This is a genomic window from Ornithinimicrobium sp. CNJ-824 (genome assembly GCF_001942405.1).
GTDB classification, from domain to species: Bacteria; Actinomycetota; Actinomycetes; order Actinomycetales; family Dermatophilaceae; genus Ornithinicoccus; species Ornithinicoccus kibberensis.
The window spans coordinates 16650-38119 of the sequence record NZ_MKKA01000006.1; the positions used below are offsets into that span (position 1 = coordinate 16650).

The 21470-nt window shown below is 74.3% G+C and carries 17 protein-coding genes and 3 pseudogenes; 9 read left to right on the forward strand and 11 right to left on the reverse strand.

Annotated elements, in window-relative coordinates; genetic code table 11:
* Window positions 1-11: 11 nt before the first annotated feature.
* Together BJF81_RS02595 and BJF81_RS02600 are read right to left on the reverse strand one after the other, a co-directional pair.
* Entirely contained in the window at window positions 12-1784 is a 1773-nt protein-coding gene (locus BJF81_RS02595; RefSeq protein WP_075957076.1) for an acetyl/propionyl/methylcrotonyl-CoA carboxylase subunit alpha, read from the reverse strand.
* An 87-nt stretch (window positions 1785-1871) separates the two neighbouring features.
* A complete protein-coding gene (locus BJF81_RS02600) occupies window positions 1872-2276 on the reverse strand; it encodes a MerR family DNA-binding protein (protein ID WP_083663936.1) in 405 nt (134 codons plus the stop codon).
* Between the two features lie 149 nt (window positions 2277-2425).
* Between BJF81_RS02600 and BJF81_RS02605 the strand changes: the two genes are divergently transcribed.
* The 3 genes and pseudogenes from BJF81_RS02605 to BJF81_RS02615 all read left to right on the forward strand — a co-directional run bounded on the left by BJF81_RS02605 (window position 2426) and on the right by BJF81_RS02615 (window position 5942).
* On the forward strand, window positions 2426-3607 hold the full coding sequence (locus BJF81_RS02605; RefSeq protein ID WP_075957035.1) for an acyl-CoA dehydrogenase family protein: 1182 nt from the start codon (window positions 2426-2428) through the stop codon (window positions 3605-3607).
* A gap of 14 nt (window positions 3608-3621) precedes the next feature.
* A pseudogene (locus BJF81_RS02610) lies at window positions 3622-5198 on the forward strand (acyl-CoA carboxylase subunit beta).
* A 45-nt stretch (window positions 5199-5243) separates the two neighbouring features.
* Window positions 5244-5942, forward strand: a complete 699-nt coding sequence (locus BJF81_RS02615) for an AMIN-like domain-containing (lipo)protein (protein WP_075957036.1) — start codon at window positions 5244-5246, stop codon at window positions 5940-5942.
* A 54-nt stretch (window positions 5943-5996) separates the two neighbouring features.
* On the opposite strand, the gene BJF81_RS02620 is transcribed toward BJF81_RS02615, so the two are convergent.
* From BJF81_RS02620 to BJF81_RS02640, 5 genes are all read right to left on the reverse strand, one after another.
* Window positions 5997-7811 (reverse strand): S9 family peptidase, encoded by a 1815-nt coding sequence (locus BJF81_RS02620; protein ID WP_202817405.1) that lies wholly within the window; start codon window positions 7809-7811, stop codon window positions 5997-5999.
* A 133-nt stretch (window positions 7812-7944) separates the two neighbouring features.
* Window positions 7945-9756: a threonine/serine ThrE exporter family protein gene (locus BJF81_RS17885; RefSeq protein ID WP_158068599.1), complete on the reverse strand. Its 1812-nt coding sequence runs from the start codon at window positions 9754-9756 to the stop codon at window positions 7945-7947.
* Window positions 9753-10688: a dihydrofolate reductase gene (locus BJF81_RS02630; RefSeq protein ID WP_075957037.1), complete on the reverse strand. Its 936-nt coding sequence runs from the start codon at window positions 10686-10688 to the stop codon at window positions 9753-9755. Before BJF81_RS02630 ends, BJF81_RS17885 begins: the two co-directional genes overlap by 4 nt.
* Entirely contained in the window at window positions 10685-11506 is an 822-nt protein-coding gene (locus tag BJF81_RS02635; RefSeq protein WP_075957038.1) for a thymidylate synthase, read from the reverse strand. The genes BJF81_RS02630 and BJF81_RS02635 overlap by 4 nt, the downstream gene beginning before the upstream one ends.
* 263 nt (window positions 11507-11769) lie before the next feature.
* Entirely contained in the window at window positions 11770-12228 is a 459-nt protein-coding gene (locus BJF81_RS02640) for a 2TM domain-containing protein (protein ID WP_075957039.1), read from the reverse strand.
* A 105-nt stretch (window positions 12229-12333) separates the two neighbouring features.
* On the opposite strand from BJF81_RS02640, the gene BJF81_RS02645 reads away from it, so the two are divergent.
* The 6 genes and pseudogenes from BJF81_RS02645 to BJF81_RS02670 all read left to right on the forward strand — a co-directional run bounded on the left by BJF81_RS02645 (window position 12334) and on the right by BJF81_RS02670 (window position 18791).
* Entirely contained in the window at window positions 12334-15243 is a 2910-nt protein-coding gene (locus BJF81_RS02645) for an FtsK/SpoIIIE family DNA translocase (RefSeq protein ID WP_237769978.1), read from the forward strand.
* Window positions 15244-15284: 41 nt separating this feature from the next.
* A pseudogene (gene rimO, locus BJF81_RS02650) lies at window positions 15285-16776 on the forward strand (30S ribosomal protein S12 methylthiotransferase RimO).
* A gap of 125 nt (window positions 16777-16901) precedes the next feature.
* Window positions 16902-17377: pseudogene (pgsA, locus tag BJF81_RS02655) on the forward strand (CDP-diacylglycerol--glycerol-3-phosphate 3-phosphatidyltransferase); the annotation flags it as partial.
* A gap of 93 nt (window positions 17378-17470) precedes the next feature.
* Window positions 17471-17944, forward strand: a complete 474-nt coding sequence (locus BJF81_RS02660; protein ID WP_083663939.1) for a CinA family protein — start codon at window positions 17471-17473, stop codon at window positions 17942-17944.
* A 3-nt stretch (window positions 17945-17947) separates the two neighbouring features.
* Entirely contained in the window at window positions 17948-18286 is a 339-nt protein-coding gene (locus tag BJF81_RS02665; protein WP_075957041.1) for a helix-turn-helix domain-containing protein, read from the forward strand.
* Between the two features lie 40 nt (window positions 18287-18326).
* Window positions 18327-18791: a rhodanese-like domain-containing protein gene (locus BJF81_RS02670; protein WP_075957042.1), complete on the forward strand. Its 465-nt coding sequence runs from the start codon at window positions 18327-18329 to the stop codon at window positions 18789-18791.
* A 52-nt stretch (window positions 18792-18843) separates the two neighbouring features.
* On the opposite strand, the gene BJF81_RS02675 is transcribed toward BJF81_RS02670, so the two are convergent.
* Genes BJF81_RS02675 through BJF81_RS02690 form a run of 4 tightly spaced genes read right to left on the reverse strand, consistent with a single transcriptional unit; the run spans window position 18844 to window position 21454 of the window.
* Window positions 18844-19701 carry a DNA-formamidopyrimidine glycosylase family protein gene (locus tag BJF81_RS02675; RefSeq protein WP_075957043.1) on the reverse strand — a complete coding sequence of 286 codons (858 nt, stop codon included), beginning with the start codon at window positions 19699-19701 and terminating at the stop codon, window positions 18844-18846.
* A 50-nt stretch (window positions 19702-19751) separates the two neighbouring features.
* On the reverse strand, window positions 19752-19937 hold the full coding sequence (locus BJF81_RS02680) for a hypothetical protein (RefSeq protein ID WP_075957044.1): 186 nt from the start codon (window positions 19935-19937) through the stop codon (window positions 19752-19754).
* 30 nt (window positions 19938-19967) lie between these two features.
* Window positions 19968-20546 carry a peroxidase-related enzyme gene (locus tag BJF81_RS02685; RefSeq protein ID WP_075957045.1) on the reverse strand — a complete coding sequence of 193 codons (579 nt, stop codon included), beginning with the start codon at window positions 20544-20546 and terminating at the stop codon, window positions 19968-19970.
* Window positions 20543-21454: a DMT family transporter gene (locus BJF81_RS02690; protein ID WP_075957046.1), complete on the reverse strand. Its 912-nt coding sequence runs from the start codon at window positions 21452-21454 to the stop codon at window positions 20543-20545. Before BJF81_RS02690 ends, BJF81_RS02685 begins: the two co-directional genes overlap by 4 nt.
* Window positions 21455-21470: the final 16 nt, after the last annotated feature.

A 21470-nucleotide genomic window follows, 5' to 3' on the forward strand; every position in this document is an offset into this window, starting at 1 on the left:
GTCCGGCCGGTCTAGTCCTTCAGCTCGCAGATCACCGCGCCGTTGGACACGGTCTCGCCCACCGAGGCGGTGAGGCCGGAGACGGTGCCGCCCTTGTGGGCCTTGAGCGGCTGCTCCATCTTCATCGCCTCCAGGACGACGACGACGTCGCCCTCGGCCACCTGCTGGCCCTCCTCGACGGCGATCTTGACGATCGTGCCCTGCATCGGTGCCGTCACCGCGTCGCCGGAGGCGGCGGCGGCGCCGCCGGCCCCGCGGGACCGCTTGGGCGCCTTGCGCCGGCCGGCCCCCGCCCCGCCGTTGCCCCCCAGCGCGAGCCCGGCGGGCAGGGAGACCTCGAGCCGCTGGCCGCCGACCTCGACGACGACCCGCTGGCGCTCGCCGTCCTCGGACGGGGCGTCGGCGACCGGCCCGGACCAGGGCTCGATCTGGTTGTCGAACTCGGTCTCGATCCACCGGGTGTGCACCGTGAAGGCCTCCTCGCCCTCGGGCGCGAAGGCCGGGTCGGACACGATGGCCCGGTGGAAGGGCAGCACCGTGGGCATGCCCTCGACCACGAGCTCCTCCAGCGCGCGGCGCGACCTCTCGAGGGCCTGCTCGCGGGTCCGGCCGGTGACGACGAGCTTGGCGATCATCGAGTCGAAGGCGCCGGCGACGGTGTCGCCCTCGACGATCCCGGCGTCCCAGCGGACCCCCGGGCCGTGGGGGACGACCATGCGCGAGACGGTGCCGGGTGCGGGCAGGAAGTCGCGACCGGCGTCCTCGCCGTTGATGCGGAACTCGAAGGAGTGCGCGTGGGGGGCCGGGTCGGCATACCCCAGCTCCTCGCCGTCGGCGATGCGGAACTGCTCGCGGACGAGGTCGATCCCGGTGACCTCCTCGGTCACGGGGTGCTCGACCTGCAGGCGGGTGTTGACCTCGAGGAAGGAGATCGTGCCGTCCTGCGCCACGAGGAACTCGCAGGTGCCGGCGCCGACGTAGCCCGCCTCCTTGAGGATGGCCTTGGAGGCCCGGACGAGCTCGGCGCGCTGCTCCTCGGTGAGGAACGGTGCCGGGGCCTCCTCGACGAGCTTCTGGTTGCGGCGCTGCAGGGAGCAGTCGCGGGTGGAGACGACGACCACGTTGCCGTGCTGGTCGGCCAGGCACTGGGTCTCGACGTGGCGCGGCCTGTCGAGGAACTTCTCGACGAGGCACTCGCCGCGCCCGAAGGCGGTGACGGCCTCGCGGACCGCGGAGTCGAACAGCTCGGGGATCTCCTCCATGGTGCGGGCGACCTTGAGCCCGCGGCCGCCCCCGCCGTAGACGGCCTTGATGGCCACGGGGAGGCCGAACTCCTCGGCGAGCGCGACCACCTCGTCGGCGTCCGCGACCGGGTCCTTGGTGCCGGGGGCCAGCGGGGCGTCCGCCCTGACGGCGATGTGCTTGGCCTTCGCCTTGTCGCCGAGCGCGTCGATCGCCTCGGGGCCCGGACCGATCCAGGTGAGGCCGGCGTCGATCACCGCCTGGGCGAAGGAGGCGTTCTCGGCGAGGAAGCCGTAGCCCGGGTGGACCGCGTCGGCGCCGGTGCGGGCGGCCACCTCCAGCAGCTTCTCCTGGACCAGGTAGGACTCGCCCGGCGTCGACCCGCCCAGGGCGTGCGCCTCGTCGGCGACCTTGACGTGGAGGGCGTCGCGGTCGGTGTCGGCGTAGACCGCCACGGAGGTCAGGCCCGCGTCCTTGCAGGCGCGGGCGATGCGCACGGCGATCTCGCCGCGGTTGGCAATGAGGACCTTGCTGATCGGCATGGCGATCACCCTAGACCCACGGGGGCGCCCCGACGCGCCAGGGTATGCCGTGCCACGGCGTCCCGGACGGCGCCTCCGCCGCGGCGGTCAGGGGGTGGCGTCGGCCATCCGGGCCAGGTCCGCGGAGCACCGGCGCTCGAGGTCGTCCAGCTCCCGGAGGGACTCCTCCACGTCCCGTCGGCGACGCTCCAGGTCGGCCCGGCGGTCCCCGATCTGGTCCAGCAGGTAGCGCAGCTGGCCCGCCTCGCCCGGCTGGTCGTCGTACATCCCCAGGATGGTGGCGATCTCCTCGAGGGAGAAGCCCAGCCGGCGGCCCCTGAGGATGAGCGCCAGGCGGGTGCGCTCCCGTCGCCGGTAGACCCGCCGCTGCCCCTGGCGGTCCGGCTCGATCAGACCCAGGTGCTCGTAGTGGCGCAGGGCGCGGTGGGTGACGGCGTAGTCGTCGGCCATCTGCGCGATGGTCCAGGTGGGGTCGTCGGTGCTTCGGTTCACGGTTGTCCTTACGTCAACTGGCGGTCCGGGCATCCTGCTTGACCTTCGCGTCAACGTCAAGGACGATGTGTTCGCGACCGCGACGTGCGCACCTGCGAAGAGGGCGGTCCGCACCCCAGCAGCCGCCGCCCGGAAGGACGAGGACACCGATGTTCGAGCTGACCCAGGACCACGAGGACTTCCGCCGACTCGTCCGCGAGTTCGCCGAGGCCGAGGTGGCCCCCCACGTCGAGCAGTGGGACCGGGACGCCTCCTTCCCGACCGACCTGGTGCCCAAGATGGGCGAGCTCGGGCTGTTCGGCCTCAACGCCCCCGAGGAGTTCGGCGGGGCCGGGCTCGAGGAGGGCGGGTTCACCTACCTGTGCCTGGCGATCGAGGAGCTGGGCCGGGTCGACCAGTCCGTCGGCATCACCCTCTCCGCCGGCGTGGGCCTGGGGATCAACCCGATCCTGTCGTTCGGCTCGCAGGAGCAGAAGGAGCGCTTCCTGCCCGACCTGCTCGCCGGTCGCGCGCTGGCCGGGTTCGGCCTGACCGAGCCCGAGGCCGGCTCGGACGCCGCCGCGACGAGGACCCGGGCGCGGCTGGAGGACGGGTCGTGGGTGATCAACGGCGCCAAGGCCTTCATCACGAACTCGGGCACCGACATCACCTCGGTGGTCACCGTGACCGCGCGGACCGGCGAGACCGTCGACGGACGCCCGGAGATCAGCGCGATCATGGTGCCCTCGGGCACCGAGGGCTTCGTCGTGGAGCCGGCCTACCGCAAGCTGGGCTGGCACATCTCCGACACGCACGGCCTGACCTTCCAGGACTGCCGCGTGCCCGAGGACCACCTGCTCGGCGAGCGCGGCGAGGGCTTCCGGCAGTTCCTCAAGACCCTCGACGACGGCCGGATCGCGATCTCCGCGCTCGCCGTCGGCTGCGCCCAGCGGATGCTGGAGGAGACCACCGCCTACGCCTCGGAGCGGATCGCGTTCGGCCGCCCGATCGCGGTCAACCAGGGGGTCTCCTTCCAGATCTCCGACCTGGCCGTCATGGTCGAGGCCGCCCGGCTGCTCACCTACAAGGCCGCCTGGCTCAACGACGAGCGGGAGGCGGGCCGCCGGTCGCTGGCGGAGGTCAAGCAGGCCGCGGCGATCGCCAAGCTCTACTCCACCGAGGCCGCGGTGACCGCCACCCGGATCGCCACCCAGGTCTTCGGCGGCAACGGCTTCATGGAGGAGTACCCCGTCGCCCGGTTCTTCCGGGACGCCAAGATCCTGGAGATCGGGGAGGGCACCTCGGAGGTGCAGCGGATGGTCATCGCCCGGGGCCTGGGCCTCCCGTCCTGACCGGGGCTGGCACGATGACGGGCATGGAGCACGGCACCGGGGGCGACCCCTCCCAGGACCCCCGGGTCGCGGACCTGCGCACCCGGCTCGAGACCGCATACACCGAGTCGGCGGCGCCCTCGGAGAGGGCCCGCGCCAAGCTCGACTCCCAGGGCAAGCTCTACGTGCGGGAGCGGATCGCGCTGCTCTTCGACGAGGGCACCTTCGTCGAGGACGGGCGCTACGCCAACGCCACCGCGCAGGGCCTGCCCGCCGACGGCGTGGTCACCGGGCGGGGGGAGGTCGACGGGCGTCCGGCGATCGTCGTCGCCAACGACCCCACGGTCAAGGCCGGGTCGTGGGGGGCCCGGACGGTGGAGAAGATCATCCGGGCCACCGAGGCGGCGCTGCGCGAGGAGCTGCCGCTGTTCTGGTTCGTCGACTCCGCCGGCGCGCGCATCACCGACCAGGTCGACCTCTTCCCCGGCCGGCGTGGCGCCGGGCGCATCTTCCACAACCAGGTGGCCCTCTCGGGCAAGGTGCCCCAGATCTGCTGCCTCTTCGGGCCCAGCGCCGCCGGCGGGGCCTACATCCCCAGCTTCACCGACGTCATCATCATGGTCGAGGGCAACGCATCGATGTACCTCGGCAGCCCGCGGATGGCCGAGATGGTCGTGGGGGAGAAGGTCAGCCTGGAGGAGATGGGCGGGGCGCGGATGCACTGCACCGTCTCCGGGGTCGGCGACCTGCTCGCCGCCGACGACACCGAGGCCATCGAGCTGGCCCGTCATCTGTTCTCCTACCTGCCCGACACCTGGCACGACCCGGTGCCGCACTACGAGACCGAGCCGCCGGCCCGGCCGCTGACCCGCGACGCCGTGCCCGAGGCCGAGTCGGTCCCGTTCGACGTGCACGAGGTGATCGAGGGCCTCGTCGACGACGACAGCTTCTTCGAGATCAAGCCCCTGTTCGCCCCCGAGCTGGTGGTCGGCCTGGGGCGGATGGAGGGCCGGACCGTCGGCATCGTGGCCAACAACAGCGCGGTCAAGGGCGGGGTGCTGTTCACCGACTCCGCCGACAAGGCCTCCCGCTTCATCTGGCTGTGCGACGCTACGGCATCCCGCTGCTCTACCTGGCCGACGTGCCGGGCTTCATGATCGGCTCGGAGGTCGAGCGGGGCGGCATCATCCGCCACGGGGCCAAGATGGTCTCGGCGGTCTCGGAGGCGACGGTTCCGCAGCTGTGCGTCGTCGTGCGCAAGGCCTACGGGGCCGGGCTCTACGCGATGGGAGGCCCGGGGTTCGGCCCGGAGGCCACGATCGCGCTGCCCACCGCGCGGATCGCCGTCATGGGCCCGGAGGCGGCCGTCAACGCCGTCTACGCCAACAAAATCGCGCAGATCGAGGACCCGCAGGAGCAGGCGGCGTTCGTCGAGGCCCGCCGGGCCGAGTACCTCGAGGACGTCGACCTCGAGCGGCTGGCCGCCGACCTCGTCATCGACGCGGTCGTCGAGCCCGAGGGCCTGCGTGAGGAGGTCGCGCGGCGGTTCCGCTACGCCGCCCGGCGCGACCGGCACTTCTCGACCAGGCACCGCAGCATCCCGCCGGTCTGAATCGGACCGTGGACGCCGCGGACCGGTCGGCGTAGCGTGACAGGCATGCGACGCGCTGCGGCGGTAACGGCGGTGGCCGTCCTCCTCCTGGCCGGGTGCCAGGACGACGGGGACGAGCCGTCCGCGACGCCCACGGGCACCTCCACGCCCACGCCGACCAGCACCGGACCGACCGACGACGACGGGACCGAGGCTCCCGGCACGACGGAGGCCACCGGCACCGGGGACGACGCCACCGGGACCGGCACGGACGGGACGACGGACGACGACCCGGACCCGACGCAGACCTCGGACGAGGCGCTGCCGCCGTGGACCGACGACCCGCAGGAGCAGGCGCCGGTCGCCTCGGACGAGCCGCAGGAGATCACCGACGTCCGGACCGGCCTGCACGAGGACTTCGACCGCGTGGTGCTCGACCTCACCGGCGACGAGCCGGTCCTGGGATGGTTCGTCGGGCCCGTCGACGAGGGGGTGGAGGACCCCACCGGGTTCGTGCTCGACGTCGAGGGCGAGACCTTCCTGCAGCTGGGCGTCCGGGGGATCGACTGGACGACCGAGTCGCCGCAGCGCTACGACGGCGACCCGGTCGCCGGAGCCGGCACCGAGGTCCTCACCGAGGTGGTCTTCGGCGGCCTCTTCGAGGGCCAGCAGCAGGTCGTCCTGGGGCTGCGGGAGGAGGCCGACTACCGGATCTTCTCCCTGTCGGACCCCGCCCGCATCGTCGTCGACGTGCGGCACCCCTGAGCGGACGGACACCTGGGGGGCCGGTGGCCGGCCCGAGGAGGTCAGGCCCGCCGGTCAGCGGCGCAGGTGCTCGGCCCACCACGCGAGGATGTGCTCGAAGCGCTGCACCCGGTGCCGCGGCTGACCGGCCCGGGAGAGCTCGTGGCCCTCCCCGGGGAACACGAGCAGCTTCGTCGGCACCCCGTTGCGACGCAGCCGGGCGAAGAGCCGCTGCCCCTGCTCCAGGGGGCAGCGCAGGTCGCGCTCGGAGTGGATGACCAGCGTGGGGGTGCGGATCTGGTCCGCCCACGTCAGCGGCGACTGCTCGTGCTGGTGGTCCCCGGCGTACTCGTCGGCGAAGAACCACCCGATGTCGCTCGTGCCCGCGAATGAGTCCCAGGCGTTGACCGCCCGCTCGCTGATCGCCGCGGTGAACCGGTCGGAATGGGCCACCAGCCAGGTCGTCATCAGCCCGCCGTAGGAACCGCCCTGCACACCCACCCGGGAAGGGTCCAGGCCGGGGAGGGTCAGCGCGTGGTCGAGCAGGGCCGTCAGGTCGGCCACGTCGACGGTGCCGATGGCCTCCTTGACCGCCCGCCCGTGGGTCGCGCCGTAGCCGGAGCCCCCGCGCGGGTTGCCCATGACGACGGCGTAGCCGGCGCCGGCCAGCACCTGGGCCTCGTCGAAGAGGTTCCCCGAGTACTGCGTGTAGGGCCCGCCGTGGATCATCAGCACCACGGGACGACCGTCGGGGCCGGGATCGTCCGTCGGCCGGACGAGCCAGCCGTGCACCGGGTATCCGTCGTCGGCCCGCGTGGTCAGCTCCTCGGGCAGGATCGGTGACGCCGACCCGGTGAGGTGGGTGCCCGCCAGGTCCGTGGCCGGGGCGAGCCGGTCGCCCAGCCGTCCCACGAACAGCTCGGAGAAGGAGCCCCGGGTGCCCGCCACGGCGGCGACGACCCCGCCGCCGACGGCGAGCCCGGAGACGCTGACGTGCCCGTCGAGCAGCACGCGGCCCGAGGGCAGGTGGCGCACGACGGTGTCGCCGCGCTGCTCCAGGGCGGCGACGACCGTGCCGTCCCCCGCGACCGCCGGTGCGCACGCCAGGTGGTCGGCCTCGGCGTCGGTGAGGGGCTCGTCCTCCCCGAGCCGGCGCAGCACCGCGTTGCGGGCCACGAAGTCCTGCCGCGAGGGCCCCAGGTCGCCGGCTCCGACGACGACCGTGCCGCCGGCGCCCCGGTGCAGACCTCCCACGGAACCCCGACCGTCGGTGTGCCGGCGCAGCCCCGCCCCCTCCAGGTCCACCGACCACACGTCCGAGACCAGGGTGTCCGGCGTCCACGCTCCGTCCTCGTCGCGCGAGGCGACGAAGGCGACCCGGTCGTCGTCCAGCCAGACGGGGGAGTCGTCGTCCCCGTCCCCGTCGGTGAGCGGGCGCGCCGGCGGCAGCTCGTCGGCGTCGTCGCCGTCGGCCGGCGGGAGGTCGTCCAGGTCGAGCAGGAAGATCTTGTTCGGCCGGTCGAGGAGGTAGCCCAGCCCGTCGGCCTGGTAGCGCGAGTGCTCGATGAGCCGCGGGGCCTCCTGGTCGGGCTTGACGTCCTCGTCGGTGCCGTAGCGCCCCTCCTCGGGGACGCGCGCGGCATACGCGAGCCGGCGCCGTCGGGGGACCAGGCGAACGAGCCCACGCCCAGCTTCTGGTCGGTGAGGCGGCGGGCGTCGCCCCCGTCGGCGGGCAGCACGTGCAGCTGGGCCGGACCGTCCTCCTCGGCGCGCAGGAAGGCGACCCGGGTGCCGTCGGGGGAGTATGCCGCGCCGCTGTCGCGGGTGCCGTGCGTGAACCGCTCGAGCGGGCCGGCCGCGGTCCCGTCGGGCCCGAGGGTGAGCCGCCACAGCTGGTGCGGTAACGGTTCCCGGCCACGTCCGGCCGGCTCATCGTCACCAGGACGTGGGTGCCGTCCGGGTGGACGGACGGGGCGGACAGGGTGCGGACGGAGGTGAGGTCGCTGGGCAGCACCGCTGCAGACTACGTGCCCGTCGGGAACGCCCCACCCGTCGGGTGCACCGCCGGGCGGCGTCGGCGGGGCAGCCGCCGCAGCAGGTAGGGCAGCCCGACGCGGCGGGCGACGTCGCGGAGCGGCCGGGCCAGGCTCGCCCCGACGACCACGCCCAGGGAGATCGCCACCACGACGAGGGTGACCCCGAGGAACGCGGCGACCGCCACCTCGGGTGCGGCCTCCAGGCGGGAGACCGAGATGAGCCCGAGGGAGCCCGGGACGAGCAGCCAGAAGCTGGGCAGGAAGGCCACCACCCGCGGCAGCTGCGGCCGGAGGAACTCCACCAGGGTGGCTCCCAGGCTGGCCACGACCGCGCCGAGGAAGGCCCCGGCCCACCGGCTGCCCAGCAGGGTGTGCCCGGTGAGCTGGGCGAGGTAGGTCGCGAGGACGAGCAGGAGCAGCCACGGGACGAGCCGGCCGGGCATGGACTCCATGAGGGAGATGGCGACCGTCACCAGGGCCACCCCCACCAGGGGGGCCCACCAGCCCAGCTCGACCGGCCGGGTCGTGTCCACCTCCTCCAGGGGCACCCGCAGCAGGGCCGCCGCGGCCCCGACCCCCAGGGTGAACAGCAGCATCTGGATGGTCCCGTGCGCCAGCCGCGCGGTGCCGGCGACCATCGACCCGGCGGACAGCTCGGTCAGACCCGTGACGATCGCCGCCCCGGGCAGCAGGACCGCGATCGGGCCGACCAGGGTCCACAACGGGGCCGGGGTCCAGCCCTGGGCGGAGGCCACGAAGGCCGCGGTCGCGACGACGAACGCCGCGAGCAGCGGGCTGATGGTGCGCAGGGAGCGTCCACCGGCGGACGTGAGCAGCATGAGGGCGCCGGTCACCGGGGCCAGCAGCCCGCCGAAGACCACCGCCCCCCAGGTGGGGGCGAGGATCAGGGCGATGCCGACGCCCGAGAGCACGGCCCCGGCGAACATCCCGAGACGGCGGTAGCGGTGGGGCTGCGCCCGCAGACGGGTGAGCCGGGCCAGCGCCTCGTCGGGGGTCAGGGCCCCCGTGCGCAGGCTGGCGCGGACCGCGCACACGTCGGCCAACTGGTCCAGCCGCAGGCCGCCCTCCACCTGCTCGAAGGTGGCCGGCCGGCCGGCGGCCAGGGTGACCGTGATCGCGGTCGGTAGGCAGCCGACCTGTGGGGCCGGGTGGCCCAGGCCGCGGGCCGCCTCGTGGATGTCCTCCTGCACCTCGTGCACGGGCATGCCCCCGGCCAGCAGCCCCGCCCCGAGCCAGGCCAGCAGGCGGCGGTCGCGGGCGTCGCGTCCCTCGACCTGCTGGCCCCCGTCCACCGCGCCCTCCGCGGCCGTCACGCCGGCCGCCGCCCGGCCGTCGTGCTCCTCCGGCGACATCCCGGCGACCTCCCCGCACGCCCAGCCGGACAGGACGGCGGCCAGCAGGGTGGGCACGAGCACCCCGGCCACCTCGAGGGCGGCCGACCCGTCGGGCCGGCCCCAGGACAGGGCCGCGAGCCCGGCGAGCGCGGTGGCGTGCACCGCCCCGGCGGACAGGCCGGCGCGCACGGCCACCTCGCCCCGTCCCTGCCGGCCACGGGCGACCAGGGTGGTGACCATCCCGGACAGGGCGCCCAGCACCGCGCCCAGCGCCGTCCCCACGATCAGCCCGGCCAGCCCGGCCCCCACGGCCGCCCCCGCGCCGCCGTCGGCCCCCGTGGGCGCTCCGCCGGCCAGGGCGGCGACCACCCCGGTGACGGCTCCCACGGTGGCACTCACGGCGACGCCCACGAGCACGCAGGCGATGAGGTAGCGCCACCTCATCGGCGCTCCCGGACGACGATCGTGAAGCCTTCGCGCGGGTCGCGGGAGACCTCCCGCCAACGGGCCGGGTCGACCGGCGGGAAGACGGTGCCCCCGGGCGGCGCCTGGTCGACCTCGCTGACCACCAGGCGGTCGGCCCAGGCGATGGCGTCGGCGTAGACCTGGCCGCCACCCACGACGAAGACCTCCTGGTCGCCGGCCGTCAGCAGCGCCTCGGGCCAGCTGTGCGCGACCTCCGCCCCGGGCGCGGACCAGCCTCGGTCCCGGGTGAGCACGACCGTCCGCCGCCCGGGCAACGGACGGCCGATGGACTCCCAGGTCGCCCGTCCCATGACGAGCACCCCGCCGGCGGTGGTCTCCTTGAAGTGCCGCAGGTCCTCGGGCAGGTGCCACGGCATCGCGGTCCCGTCCCCGATGACGCCGTTGCGTCCCACGGCCGCCACGAGCGTGACCGTCTGGGCGAACCCGTGGGTCAGCAACGTCGGAGGGGCGCCCGTCGCCAGGTGCTCCAGGGCCCGACGCTCGTGCGGGACGGTCCGGTCGGGGAGCCGGGACAGCGGCCACCACCGCAGCTCGGCGGTCTTCTCCGGCTCCTGCACGGAGGGCTCGCCGGTCCAGGTGCGGGTGCCGAAGAACAGGTCGACCCGTTGCTCCAGGGGGTCCGGCAGGGCGCAGGTGCGTTGCACCACGACCACCGGGTCCAGGTCGTCGGGGTCCACCTGGACGCCCAGCTCCTCGTCCGCCTCCCGGGCGGCGGCCCGGTATGCGGTCTCGCCCGCCTCCACGTGCCCCGCGGCCGCGCAGGCCCACCAGCCGTCCATGAAACCGGTCCCGGAGCGCAGCTGGAGGAGGACCTCCGGGGCCTCCTCCGGGCCGCGGAGCAGCGCCAGGTACGCGGCGGGGACGACCTGGAAGCGGTCGGTCGACGTCATACCGCGATCGGCGCCTTGATCGTGGGGGCGGCCACGTAGTCGCGCACCTCCACGTCCTCGAGCTCGAAGGCGTCCAGGTCCCGCACCGAGGGGTTCAGCCGGAGGGTGGGCAGCGGCCCCGGGGTGCGGGCGAGCTGCTCGCGGGCCTGCTCGAGGTGGTTGAGGTAGAGGTGCGCGTCCCCGAGGGTGTGCACGAAGTCCTTGGGTCGCAGGTCGACGACCTGGGCGACCATGTGCGTCAGGAGGGCGTAGCTGGCGATGTTGAACGGCACGCCCAGGAAGGTGTCGGCGCTGCGCTGGTAGAGCTGGCAGGAGAGCCACCCGCGCCGGTCCTCGTCGTCGGGGGCTGCGGGGGCGACGTAGAACTGGAAGAGGGTGTGGCAGGGCGGCAGGGCCATGTCGTCCACCTCGGCGACGTTCCAGGCGGACACGATGTGGCGCCGGGAGTCGGGTGCCGTGCGCAGCCCGGTGACCAGACGGTCGATCTGGTCGATGGTGCGCCCGTCCGGAGCCGGCCAGGAGCGCCACTGGTGGCCGTAGACCGGGCCCAGCTCGCCGTCCTCGTCGGCCCACTCGTCCCAGATCGTGATCCTGCGTTCCTGCAGCCAGCGCACGTTGGTGTCCCCGCGCAGGAACCACAGCAGCTCACCGACGACCGACCGCAGGTGCAGCTTCTTGGTCGTCAGCGCGGGGAAGCCCGCGGTGAGGTCGAACCGCATCTGGTGGCCGAAGACCGACAGGGTCCCGGTGCCGGTGCGGTCGCTCTTCTCCACGCCCTCGTCGAGGATCCGGCGCAGGAGGTCCAGGTACTGCTGCATACCGCAAGAGTAGGCGGTGGGCACCCGCCCCGGCCCCGGCCACGGGGGTGGGGCGGGCCGCCGTGCCCTCCCTACCCCTGGGGTGTGACGCAGATCACGTGACCGGTGCGTAACATCCGGGGCCCCTGCAGCGATATGACCCGTGACCGCCCTGCTGCTCGGACCCCCCGAGCGGGCAGCAGGGCGGTTCTCCACGTCACGGGCCCGGCAGGCGTCCGTCGCCGGCAGGGCCGAGTGGGTGCCGCCGTCGACGTGGTCGGCCCTCACACGTCCCGGGGGCCGGGCTCGTCCCAGGGATGCTCCGGCTCGGCGGGGGCGGTCCCGGGCCGGCCGGGGCCCCGGTGCCCTCCGTCCAGCGCCTGGCGCGGTCCGCCCTGCTCCCGGGCGGCGAGCCGTCGGGCCTGCTCGGCGATCTGGGTCTCGGACGGTTCTGCGTCCCACCGCAACGAGGCGAGGTGCAGGACCAGGGCCAGCCCCCAGCCCATGGCCGGCCACACGGGCCAGAAGTAGCCACCGCCGGAGACGAGCCAGATGGCGGTGAGCAGGCCCATGACCGCCAGGTAGACGGTCAGGTGCTGCCGGAAGCCGGCCCGGGCCTCGAGCTGCCGCTTGGCCTGCGCCCGCAGGCGGGGGTCGTCGGCCGGGTCGACGGACGAGGAGCCCGGCCGCGCCGGGTCGGGGCGTGGGTCCTCGCCGGGGGCGGGCAGGGGCGGTCGGTCCATGGTGCTCCCTCCAGTGCTCCCTGCCCACGGTAGTGGGGCCGCCCGATGTGCGGGTGCAGGGCGTGTGACACGTGGTGCAGGCGTGATCTGGCGTACGGTGCGAGCGTGGCCAAGACTGCGACCTCGACGTCCCGCACCCGCTCCGGCGGCACCAGCGGTGCCTCGACCCGACCTCGCAGCCGCTCGGGCTCGGGGAGCCGGGGCGGCACCTCCGGCCGCGGATCCGCCGCCCAGGGCCAGGAGGGCCCGTCCCTGCCGGGCAAGGCCTTCCGCGGGATCGCCGGGGCCACGGGCGGCACCGTCCGCGCGATGACGGACACGGCCCGCGACCTGGAGCCCGAGCACCGCCGCGACGGCGCCGGGTTCCTCCTGCTGGCGCTCGCGCTCGTCGTGGCGCTGCGCGAGTGGTGGGGCCTGGACGGCATGTTCGGCGACGCGGTGCACGCCGTGGCGGCCGGCACCTTCGGCCGGGTGGCGCTCGTGCTGCCGGTCGTGCTGCTCTTCTTCGCCGTGCGCCTGTTCCGTCGCCCGGGCGAGCAGCAGGCGACCAACCGGATGTCGATCGGCACGGTGGCCCTGCTCCTGGCCGGAAGCGGGCTGACCCACCTGGCCACCGGCGCCCCCGACTACGCCGAGGGCCCCGCGGTCATGCAGGCCTCGGGCGGCATCCTGGGATTCATCGCCTCCTCGATGCTCTCGGCGGCGATCACCGCCACGGGTGCGGCCGTCGTCCTGGGGCTGCTGGCCGTGTTCGGCTTCCTCGTGCTGACCCGCACGCCCGTGCACCGCATCCCGGACCGCCTGCGCGAGCTGGAGCAGCAGCTGTTCGACTCGGCCCGGTTCGACCGCGTCGACCCGGTCACCGGCGAGGTGCTGCCCCGCCGCCGCCGTTCCCGCGCGCACCTGGACGAGCGCGACGGCGACGTGGCCTTCGAGCAGGCCGCCCAGGTGGACGGCACCGCGAAGGGTCGCTCCCTGCGGGCCGGGGCACGCGCGGACGCGGCCCAGGCAGGCGCGGACGCACCGGCGGGGGCGGGGTCGCGCGACGGGTCACCCGCCCGCGGCCGCCGTGCCGGAGCACCCGCCGAGGCCGGCGCCACCGCGGCCCGGACCGCGCAGGGGTCGGCTCCCGGGCGGGCCGGGAACCGGGGGCGTGCCGAGGGGGACCGCACCGAGGAGATCCCGGCGGTGCGGCCGGGGCAGAAGCGTCCCGACAAGGTCCCGTCCAAGCCCCAGCTGGAGGCGCCCCCGACGAACCCGCTGCCCCAGCGGGTGGAGCAGCTGCAGCTGGCCGGTGACGTCACCTACACGCTGCCCGACCCCTCCGTGCTCAAGCCCGGGGCCCCCCACAAGGAGCGCTCGGAGGCCAACGACCGGGTCGTCGACGCCCTGACGGGCGTGCTGGACGACTTCAACATCGACGCCCAGGTGACCGGCTTCATGCGGGGCCCGACCGTCACCCGGTACGAGGTCGAGCTGGGCCCCGGGGTCAAGGTCGAGCGGATCACCGCCCTGTCCAAGAACATCGCCTACGCCGTCGCCTCGGCCGACGTGCGCATCCTCTCCCCGATCCCGGGCCGGTCGGCCGTGGGCGTCGAGATCCCCAACACCGACCGCGAGAACGTCAACCTCGGCGACGTCCTGCGCAGCCAGGCCGCACGCAACAACACCCACCCCATGGTCATGGGCGTGGGCAAGGACGTCGAGGGCGGCTACGTCATCGCCAACCTGGCCAAGATGCCCCACCTGCTCGTCGCCGGGGCCACCGGCTCCGGCAAGTCGAGCTTCGTCAACTCGATGATCACCTCGATCCTCATGCGGTCCACCCCGGACGAGGTCCGGATGATCCTCGTCGACCCCAAGCGGGTCGAGCTGACCGCCTACGAGGGCATCCCGCACCTGATCACCCCGATCATCACCAACCCCAAGAAGGCCGCCGAGGCGCTGGCCTGGGTGGTCAAGGAGATGGACCACCGCTACGACGACCTGTCGGCCTTCGGCTACAAGCACGTCGACGACTTCAACAAGGCCGTCCGGGCCGGCAAGATCACCCCGCCGCCCGGGTCCGAGCGCGAGCTGCACCCCTACCCCTACCTGCTGGTGGTCGTGGACGAGCTGGCGGACCTGATGATGGTCGCCCCCCGCGACGTGGAGGAGTCGGTCGTGCGGATCACCCAGCTGGCCCGGGCCGCGGGGATCCACCTCGTGCTGGCCACGCAGCGGCCGTCGGTGGACGTGGTGACCGGTCTCATCAAGGCCAACGTCCCCAGCCGGATGGCGTTCGCGACCTCCTCGCTGGCCGACAGCAGGGTGGTCCTCGACCAGCCCGGTGCGGAGAAGCTCATCGGCCAGGGCGACGCGCTGTTCCTGCCGATGGGCGCCAGCAAGCCGATGCGCATCCAGGGGGCCTGGGTGGCCGAGTCGGAGGTGCACGACGTGGTCGTCCACGTCACCGGCCAGCTCCAGCCGCGGTACGTCGAGGAGGTCGTCGCCGCCCCCGCCAAGAAGCAGGTCGACGAGGACATCGGCGACGACCTCGAGCTGCTCCTGCAGGCCGCCGAGCAGGTCATCACCACGCAGTTCGGCTCGACGTCGATGCTGCAGCGCAAGCTGCGGGTCGGTTTCGCCAAGGCGGGCCGCCTGATGGACCTCATGGAGTCCCGTGGCATCGTCGGCCCGTCCGAGGGCTCCAAGGCCCGCGACGTGCTCGTCAAGCCCGACGACATGGAGGAGACCCTCGCCCTGCTGCGGGGCGACGACCCGCCGCCGCGGCCCGAGCTGGAGACCGACAGCGCCCCCTTCGACGCCCTCGCGGCCGAGGTCGTCGACGAGGGCGGGCCGGTGGACGAGGCCTGGGACGAGGAGACCGGGGCCGAGCCGACGCCTCCGGTGATCGGCCGCAACCCCGCCTACGACGGGGACCCCGTCTCCGGCAGCCGGGTTGAGGAGGCCGAGGACGAGGAGTCCGAGGACGCCTGGGGGCTGACCGACCGCGGAGGCAGGGAGCGCTACTGAGCAGGCGGGCCGGCGTCCCGGCCGACCGTAGACTGGCGGGCATGTCCCGCTCCGTCGCCGTCGTCACGCTCGGCTGCACCCGCAACGAGGTCGACTCCGAGGAGCTCGCCGGACGCCTCGCCGCCGAGGGGTGGACCCTGGTGCAGGACGCGGCCGAGGCGGACGTCGCCGTGGTCAACACCTGCGGCTTCGTCGAGCAGGCCAAGAAGGACTCCATCGACGCGCTGCTGGAGGCCAACGACCTCAAGCGGACCGGACGCACGCAGAAGGTCGTGGCCGTGGGCTGCATGGCGGAGCGCTACGGCGAGCAGCTGGCCGCCGAGCTGCCCGAGGCCGACGCCGTCCTGGGCTTCGACTCCTACACCGACATGTCCGGCCACCTTCGTCGGATCCTGGTCGGCGAGCGGCCGGCCTCCCACGCCCCCCGCGACCGGCGCACCCTGCTGCCCCTCGCGCCGGCGGCACGGCACACCTCCGGTCCGACGCCGTCGCTGCCCGGCCACCAGCAGGTCGCGGCGCCCTCGCCCGGACCCGCCGGGGACGAGACGGGCGCCCCACTGTCCCAGGTCGCCCCGCCCAGCGGCCCCCGGGTGGTCCGTGCCCGGCTGGACGGGCGCCCTGGGCGCCCTGAAGCTGGCCTCCGGCTGCGACCGACGGTGCGCGTTCTGCGCCATCCCGATGTTCCGCGGCGCGTTCGTCTCCCGCCCCCCGCAGGACGTCCTGACCGAGGCCCGCTGGCTGGCCGAGCGCGGGGTGCGGGAGGTGTTCCTCGTCAGCGAGAACACCACCTCCTACGGCAAGGACCTGGGCGACCTGCGCCTCGTCGACGGGCTTCTCGGCGAGCTCGCCGCCGTCGAGGGGATCGACCGGGTCCGCGTCTCCTACCTCCAGCCGGCCGAGATCCGTCCCGACCTGCTGGACGCGATGGCCGGGACCCCCGGGGTGGCCCCCTACTTCGACATCTCCTTCCAGCACGCCTCCGGGCCGCTGCTGCGGCGGATGCGACGCTTCGGCGACCGGCAGAGCTTCCTCACCCTCCTGGAGCAGGTGCGCGCCCGGGTGCCGGAGGCGGGCATCCGGACCAACGTCATCGTGGGCTTCCCCGGCGAGACCGAGGAGGACCTGGCCGAGCTGACCGCCTTCCTCGAGGCCGCGCGCCTCGACGTGGTCGGCGTGTTCGGCTACTCCGACGAGGACGGCACCGAGGCGGAGGGGTACGACGGCAAGCTGGACGAGGCGACGGTGCAGGAGCGCGTCGGGCGGGTGAGCGCACTCGTCGAGGAGCTGACGGCCCAGCGGGCCGAGGAACGTGTCGGCACGACCGTGGAGGTGCTGGTGGAGGCGCTGGACGAGGACGACGGCCGGCTGGTCGGTCGGGCGGGCCAGCAGGGACCGGACGTCGACGGGGTCACCTACCTGCAGTCCGCGGACGGGGCCGTGCCCGAGGTGGCGGTCGGCTCGTTGGTCACCGCCCGGGTGGTCGCCACCGAGGGGGTCGACCTCGTGGCCGTGCCGTGCGAGGAGGCCCCGTGATCGGCCCGCACGACCCGGACGGTCCGGACGTGGCCACCGCCGCCGCGGCGCCGCAGGCCTCGCCCTGGAACGTGCCCAACGCCCTGACGGTCCTGCGCATCCTCATGGTGCCCCTGTTCGGCTGGTTGCTGCTGGCCCACGGCGGGGAGGACGCGGCCTGGCGGTGGTGGGCCACCCTCGTCTTCGTCGTCGCCATCGCGACCGACTGGGTCGACGGCTTCCTCGCCCGTCGCGACGGGCTGATCACGGACTTCGGCAAGCTGATGGACCCCATCGCCGACAAGGCCCTCACCGGGACCGCGCTCGTCGGGCTGTCGCTCGTGGGGGCGCTGCGTGGTGGATCACGGTGGTCATCCTGGTCCGCGAGGTCGGCATCACCCTCATGCGGTTCGTCGTCATCCGTCGGGGCGTGATCCCCGCCAGCAAGGGGGGCAAGCTCAAGACCGTGCTGCAGGCGCTGGCCATCACCCTGCTGCTCGTGCCCGTCGGAGGCCTGCTCGACACCCTGGGGATGTGGATGGCCTACGCCGCGGTGGTCGTCACCGTCGTCACGGGGGTGGACTACGTGGGGCAGGCGTTCCGACCACGTCGCACGTCGTGAGCACGGGGGCCGACGGGTCGGGGTCCTGCGGCGGCCCGGCCCCCGGTGCCGCCGCGCGGGTGCTGGAGCTGCTCGGGGGCAGGGGGGGAGACCGTGGCCGCCGCCGAGTCCCTGACCGGGGGGCTGGTCTGCGCGGCGCTCACCGAGGTCCCGGGGTCCAGCACGGTGGTCCGAGGTGGGGTGGTCTCCTACGCCACCGGGGTCAAGCGTGACGTGCTGGGCGTGCCGGCCGCCCTGCTGGAGGCCCACGGGGCGGTGTCGGGCCCCTGCGCGCTGGCGATGGCCGACGGCGCGCGCCGGCTGCTCGGTGCCGACTGGGGGCTGGCGACCACGGGCGTCGCCGGGCCCGACCCCAGCGAGGGGCACCCGGTGGGGACGGTGCACGTGGCGGTCGTCGGGGAACACGGGCAGGTGCACCGGGCGTTGCACCTGCAGGGCTCTCGCCGGCAGGTCCGCGACGCGACCGTGACGCAGGTGCTGGAGCTGCTCGAGCAGGTCGTTCGGCAGCTGTCGGTGGGGGCGGGTACGGTAGAGATCCGGTCGTCGGAGGATGCGAAGGAGGGTTGAGGCATGGTGCTGCTGCGTCGTGAGCTGGGTGACGTCCTGCGCGAGCGCCGTCAGGGCCAGGGTCGGACCCTGCGCGAGGTGAGCGCCGAGGCCTCCTGCTCCCTGGGCTACCTCTCCGAGATCGAGCGGGGGGAGAAGGAGGCCTCCTCCGAGCTGCTCGCCTCCATCTGCCGGGCCCTGGACCTGCCCCTGTCCCAGATGCTCTCCGACGTCGCCGACCGGATCAGCCTGACCGAGGCGGCCGACACGCAGATGACCGCCCTGCTGACGGAGGGCCTGGCCCGTCCGCTGCGCCAGGACCAGGTGCGCCGCCGGCGCGACCAGGTCGTCCCCGCCGCCTGACGCGACCTTCACCGCATACCCCTGGGGGTATAATGGGCGCATGCGCTCCCTCGCCCGTCGCCCCGCCGTCCGTCGCCTTCTGGTCCTGGCCCCCGTCGCCGCGCTCCTCGCGGGCTGCGCAGGTGGGACGGCCGAGGACGTCCCCGCCCCGGCCACCAGCGCGGTCTCGTCGCAGGCCGACCAGGCCGGTCCCGACCCGGGGGTCGACGCCTTCGCCGAGCGCGTGGCCGAGGACGGGACCGTCGTGCTGGACGTGCGGACGCCGGCGGAGTTCGCCCAGGGACACCTGCCCGGCGCCGTCAACGTCGACCTGCAGTCCGCGGACTTCCAGGAGCGGATCGGCGAGCTGGACCGGGACGAGCGCTACGCGGTCTACTGCCAGTCCGGCAACCGGTCGGGGCAGGCGCTGACCGCGATGGTCGGCGAGGGCTTCTCCGACGTCGCCCACCTGGAGGGCGGGATCGGCGCCTGGCAGGCGGCCGGCCTGCCCGTCGTCACCGGCTGACCGACCTGCCCGTCGACACCGGCTGACCGGCCGGACCGGGGCGCCCGGAGCGCTAGCCGTAGCTGCGCCGGCCGTGGCCCAGCGGCGTCTGCCGGGCACCGTCGTCGGTGGGTGCCGGGCCTCCCTGGCAGGTCGGGCAGTAGAACATCACCCGCTGCTGCGGCTGCCTGCCGACCGGGGCCAGCCGCACGGTGGTGCCGCACCGCTTGCAGGGCAGTCCGACCCGCCCGTGGACCCAGGCGTCGTCGGCACCGACGTCGGCCCTCCCCGTCACGGTGGTCCGGCCGGCCCGGCAGCTGAGGACGAGGAGGCGGCGCGCCGTGGCGAGCAGCTCGGCCACCTGGGTCTCCGCCAGCTCGCCCACCGGGGTCCAGGGGCCGATCCCGTGCAGGAACAGCGGCTCGGCGGTGAAGATCGTGCCCATCCCGGCGACGTTGCGCTGGTCCAGGCAGGCCTCGGTGATCGTCCGCCCGGGGTCGGCCCGCACGTTCGCCAGCGCCTGCGCCGCGTCGTAGGCGGGGTCCAGCAGGTCGGGTCCCAGGTGCCCGACCACGCGGTGCTCCTCGGTGGTACGGACCAGGTCCAGCATGCCCAGGGAGTCCCCGACCGCCACCCGGGCCGAGGTCCACAGCAGGGCCCGGACGGTGTGCGCCCGGCCCAGGGCGCGCCGCCGCCCCACCGGGTGGACCCGCCAGGAGCCCTCCATCCGCAGGTGGCTGTGCAGGGTGAGTCCGCCCTCGACGCGGTGGAGCAGGTGCTTGCCCCGGGGCACCACCTCGACCGTGCGGCGGCCCGACAGGTCGGTCGTGGCCAGCGAGGGCACGCGCAGGTCGCTGCCCTCGAGCACCGCCCCGGCGAGCGACCCGTGCAGGCGGCGGGCGGTCCGCCAGACGGCGTCACCCTCGGGCACGTCGTCCGTCTCCGGTGCTGCTCACCTGCACACCGTAGGTCAGGTGAGGGTCAGACCACCCGGTCGAGGAGCCACCGGCGGCCGCCGGCGCTGTCGACCAGGGCGAGGTGGTCGGCCACCCCGTCGACGGGCAGCACGTCGTCGGCCAGCGCCGCCCGGACCGCCTCGACGGCCTGCCAGAGGTGAACCAGGCGCCGCTCGGCGCGCAGGCCGAGGAGGCAGACCGCGAGGGCCACAGCGACCAGATCCCCGCCGTGGTCGGCCGGTCAGCGTGCCTGCGAGTGGTACTCGACGTTCGGCACCATCGCCAGCGCCGTAGAGATGCGGTTGGTCATGTTGAACATGCCGATGACCTGGACCGCCTCAAGGATCTGGTGGTCGTCGAGCCCGACGGCGCGCAGGGGCCCGAGGTCGTCCGGGGTCACCTCGGCGGGGGTGAGGGTCAGCTTCTCGGCGTACGCGCAGAGCGCGGCCTCCCGCTCGGACAGGTCGGCCTGGCGCCAGTTGACCGCCACGAGGTCGGCGGTGACGGGGTCCTGGGTGTGGTGGCGCAGCGCGGCGCCGTGGGACACGGCGCAGTAGGTGCAGCGGTTGAGGCCGCTGACGACGACGGCCAGGAGCTCCCGCTCGGCGTTGGTGAGGTGGCCCTCCTTGTTGACGAGGAGGTTGAAGTAGTTCCACCACGCCTGGAACTGCTCGCCGTTGTAGGCCTGGGCGACGAACACGTGGGGGACGAAGCCGAACACCTCCCGCGACCTGTCCCACAGCCGACGCACGCCCTCGGGCACGTCCTCTCGGGCGGGAAGGGGGAGGGCGGAGACGGACGGGTCGGCGACGCTGCTCATGGCGCCAATCTAGGCGACCGGCGCCGCGCCGTCAGGGCCAGCCCGAGCAGGACGACCGCGACGCCGACGGCGGTCAGGAGGGAGAGGTGCTCGTGCAGGACCAGCACGCCCAGCACGGTGGCGGTGACCGGCTCGGTGAGCGAGAGCGTGGCGACCGTGCCCGAGGGCAGGACCGCGAGACCCCGCTGGAAAAGGACGTAGGCGACCCCCGTGGCGACGAGACCGAGCCACAGCACCATGAGGGCGCCGGGTGCCGTGCCCAGCCACGACAGGTCGGCCCCGGGCAGGACGGGGACCAGCAGCACGGCACCGACCCCGAAGAAGGCGGCCATCACCACGATGCCGCGCGCACCACGCAGCAGCAGGGTGCGCGCGGCCACGGTGTAGCCGGCGTAGGAGACGCCCGCACCCAGGGAGGCCGCGACACCAGGAGGGTCGACGGACCGGTCGGCGACCCCGGCCCCGGCGACGAGGAGGGCGACCCCGACGACCGCGGTGGCGGTCCCCAGCACCCACCTGCGGCTGGCCCGCTCACCCAGCAGCAGCCCGAGCACCCCCGTGGCCGCAGGGGCGGTGCCCAGGGCCACGACCGTCCCGACGGCCACCCCGGCCCGGTCGACGCCGACGAAGAAGAAGGCCTGGTAGGCCGCCACGCACACGCCCCCGAGGAGCATCACGACCCCGAGGGGGAGCCGACCGGGCCGCGCCCGTCGGGTCGTCGGGCGGCGCAGGGTCGACACCGCCAGGACGGCGAGCACGGCGGCGCCCAGGAGGATGCGCAGCGCGCCCACGGCCACGGGGTCCGCGCCGTCCGGGCCGAGAGCCCGCGCGGTGCCGGTCGTGCCCCACAGCGCGGCCGCACCTCCCGCCGAGAGCACCGCGGCGGTCGCGCCGGCGTGTCGAGTCACGGGAGGAGTTCGACCA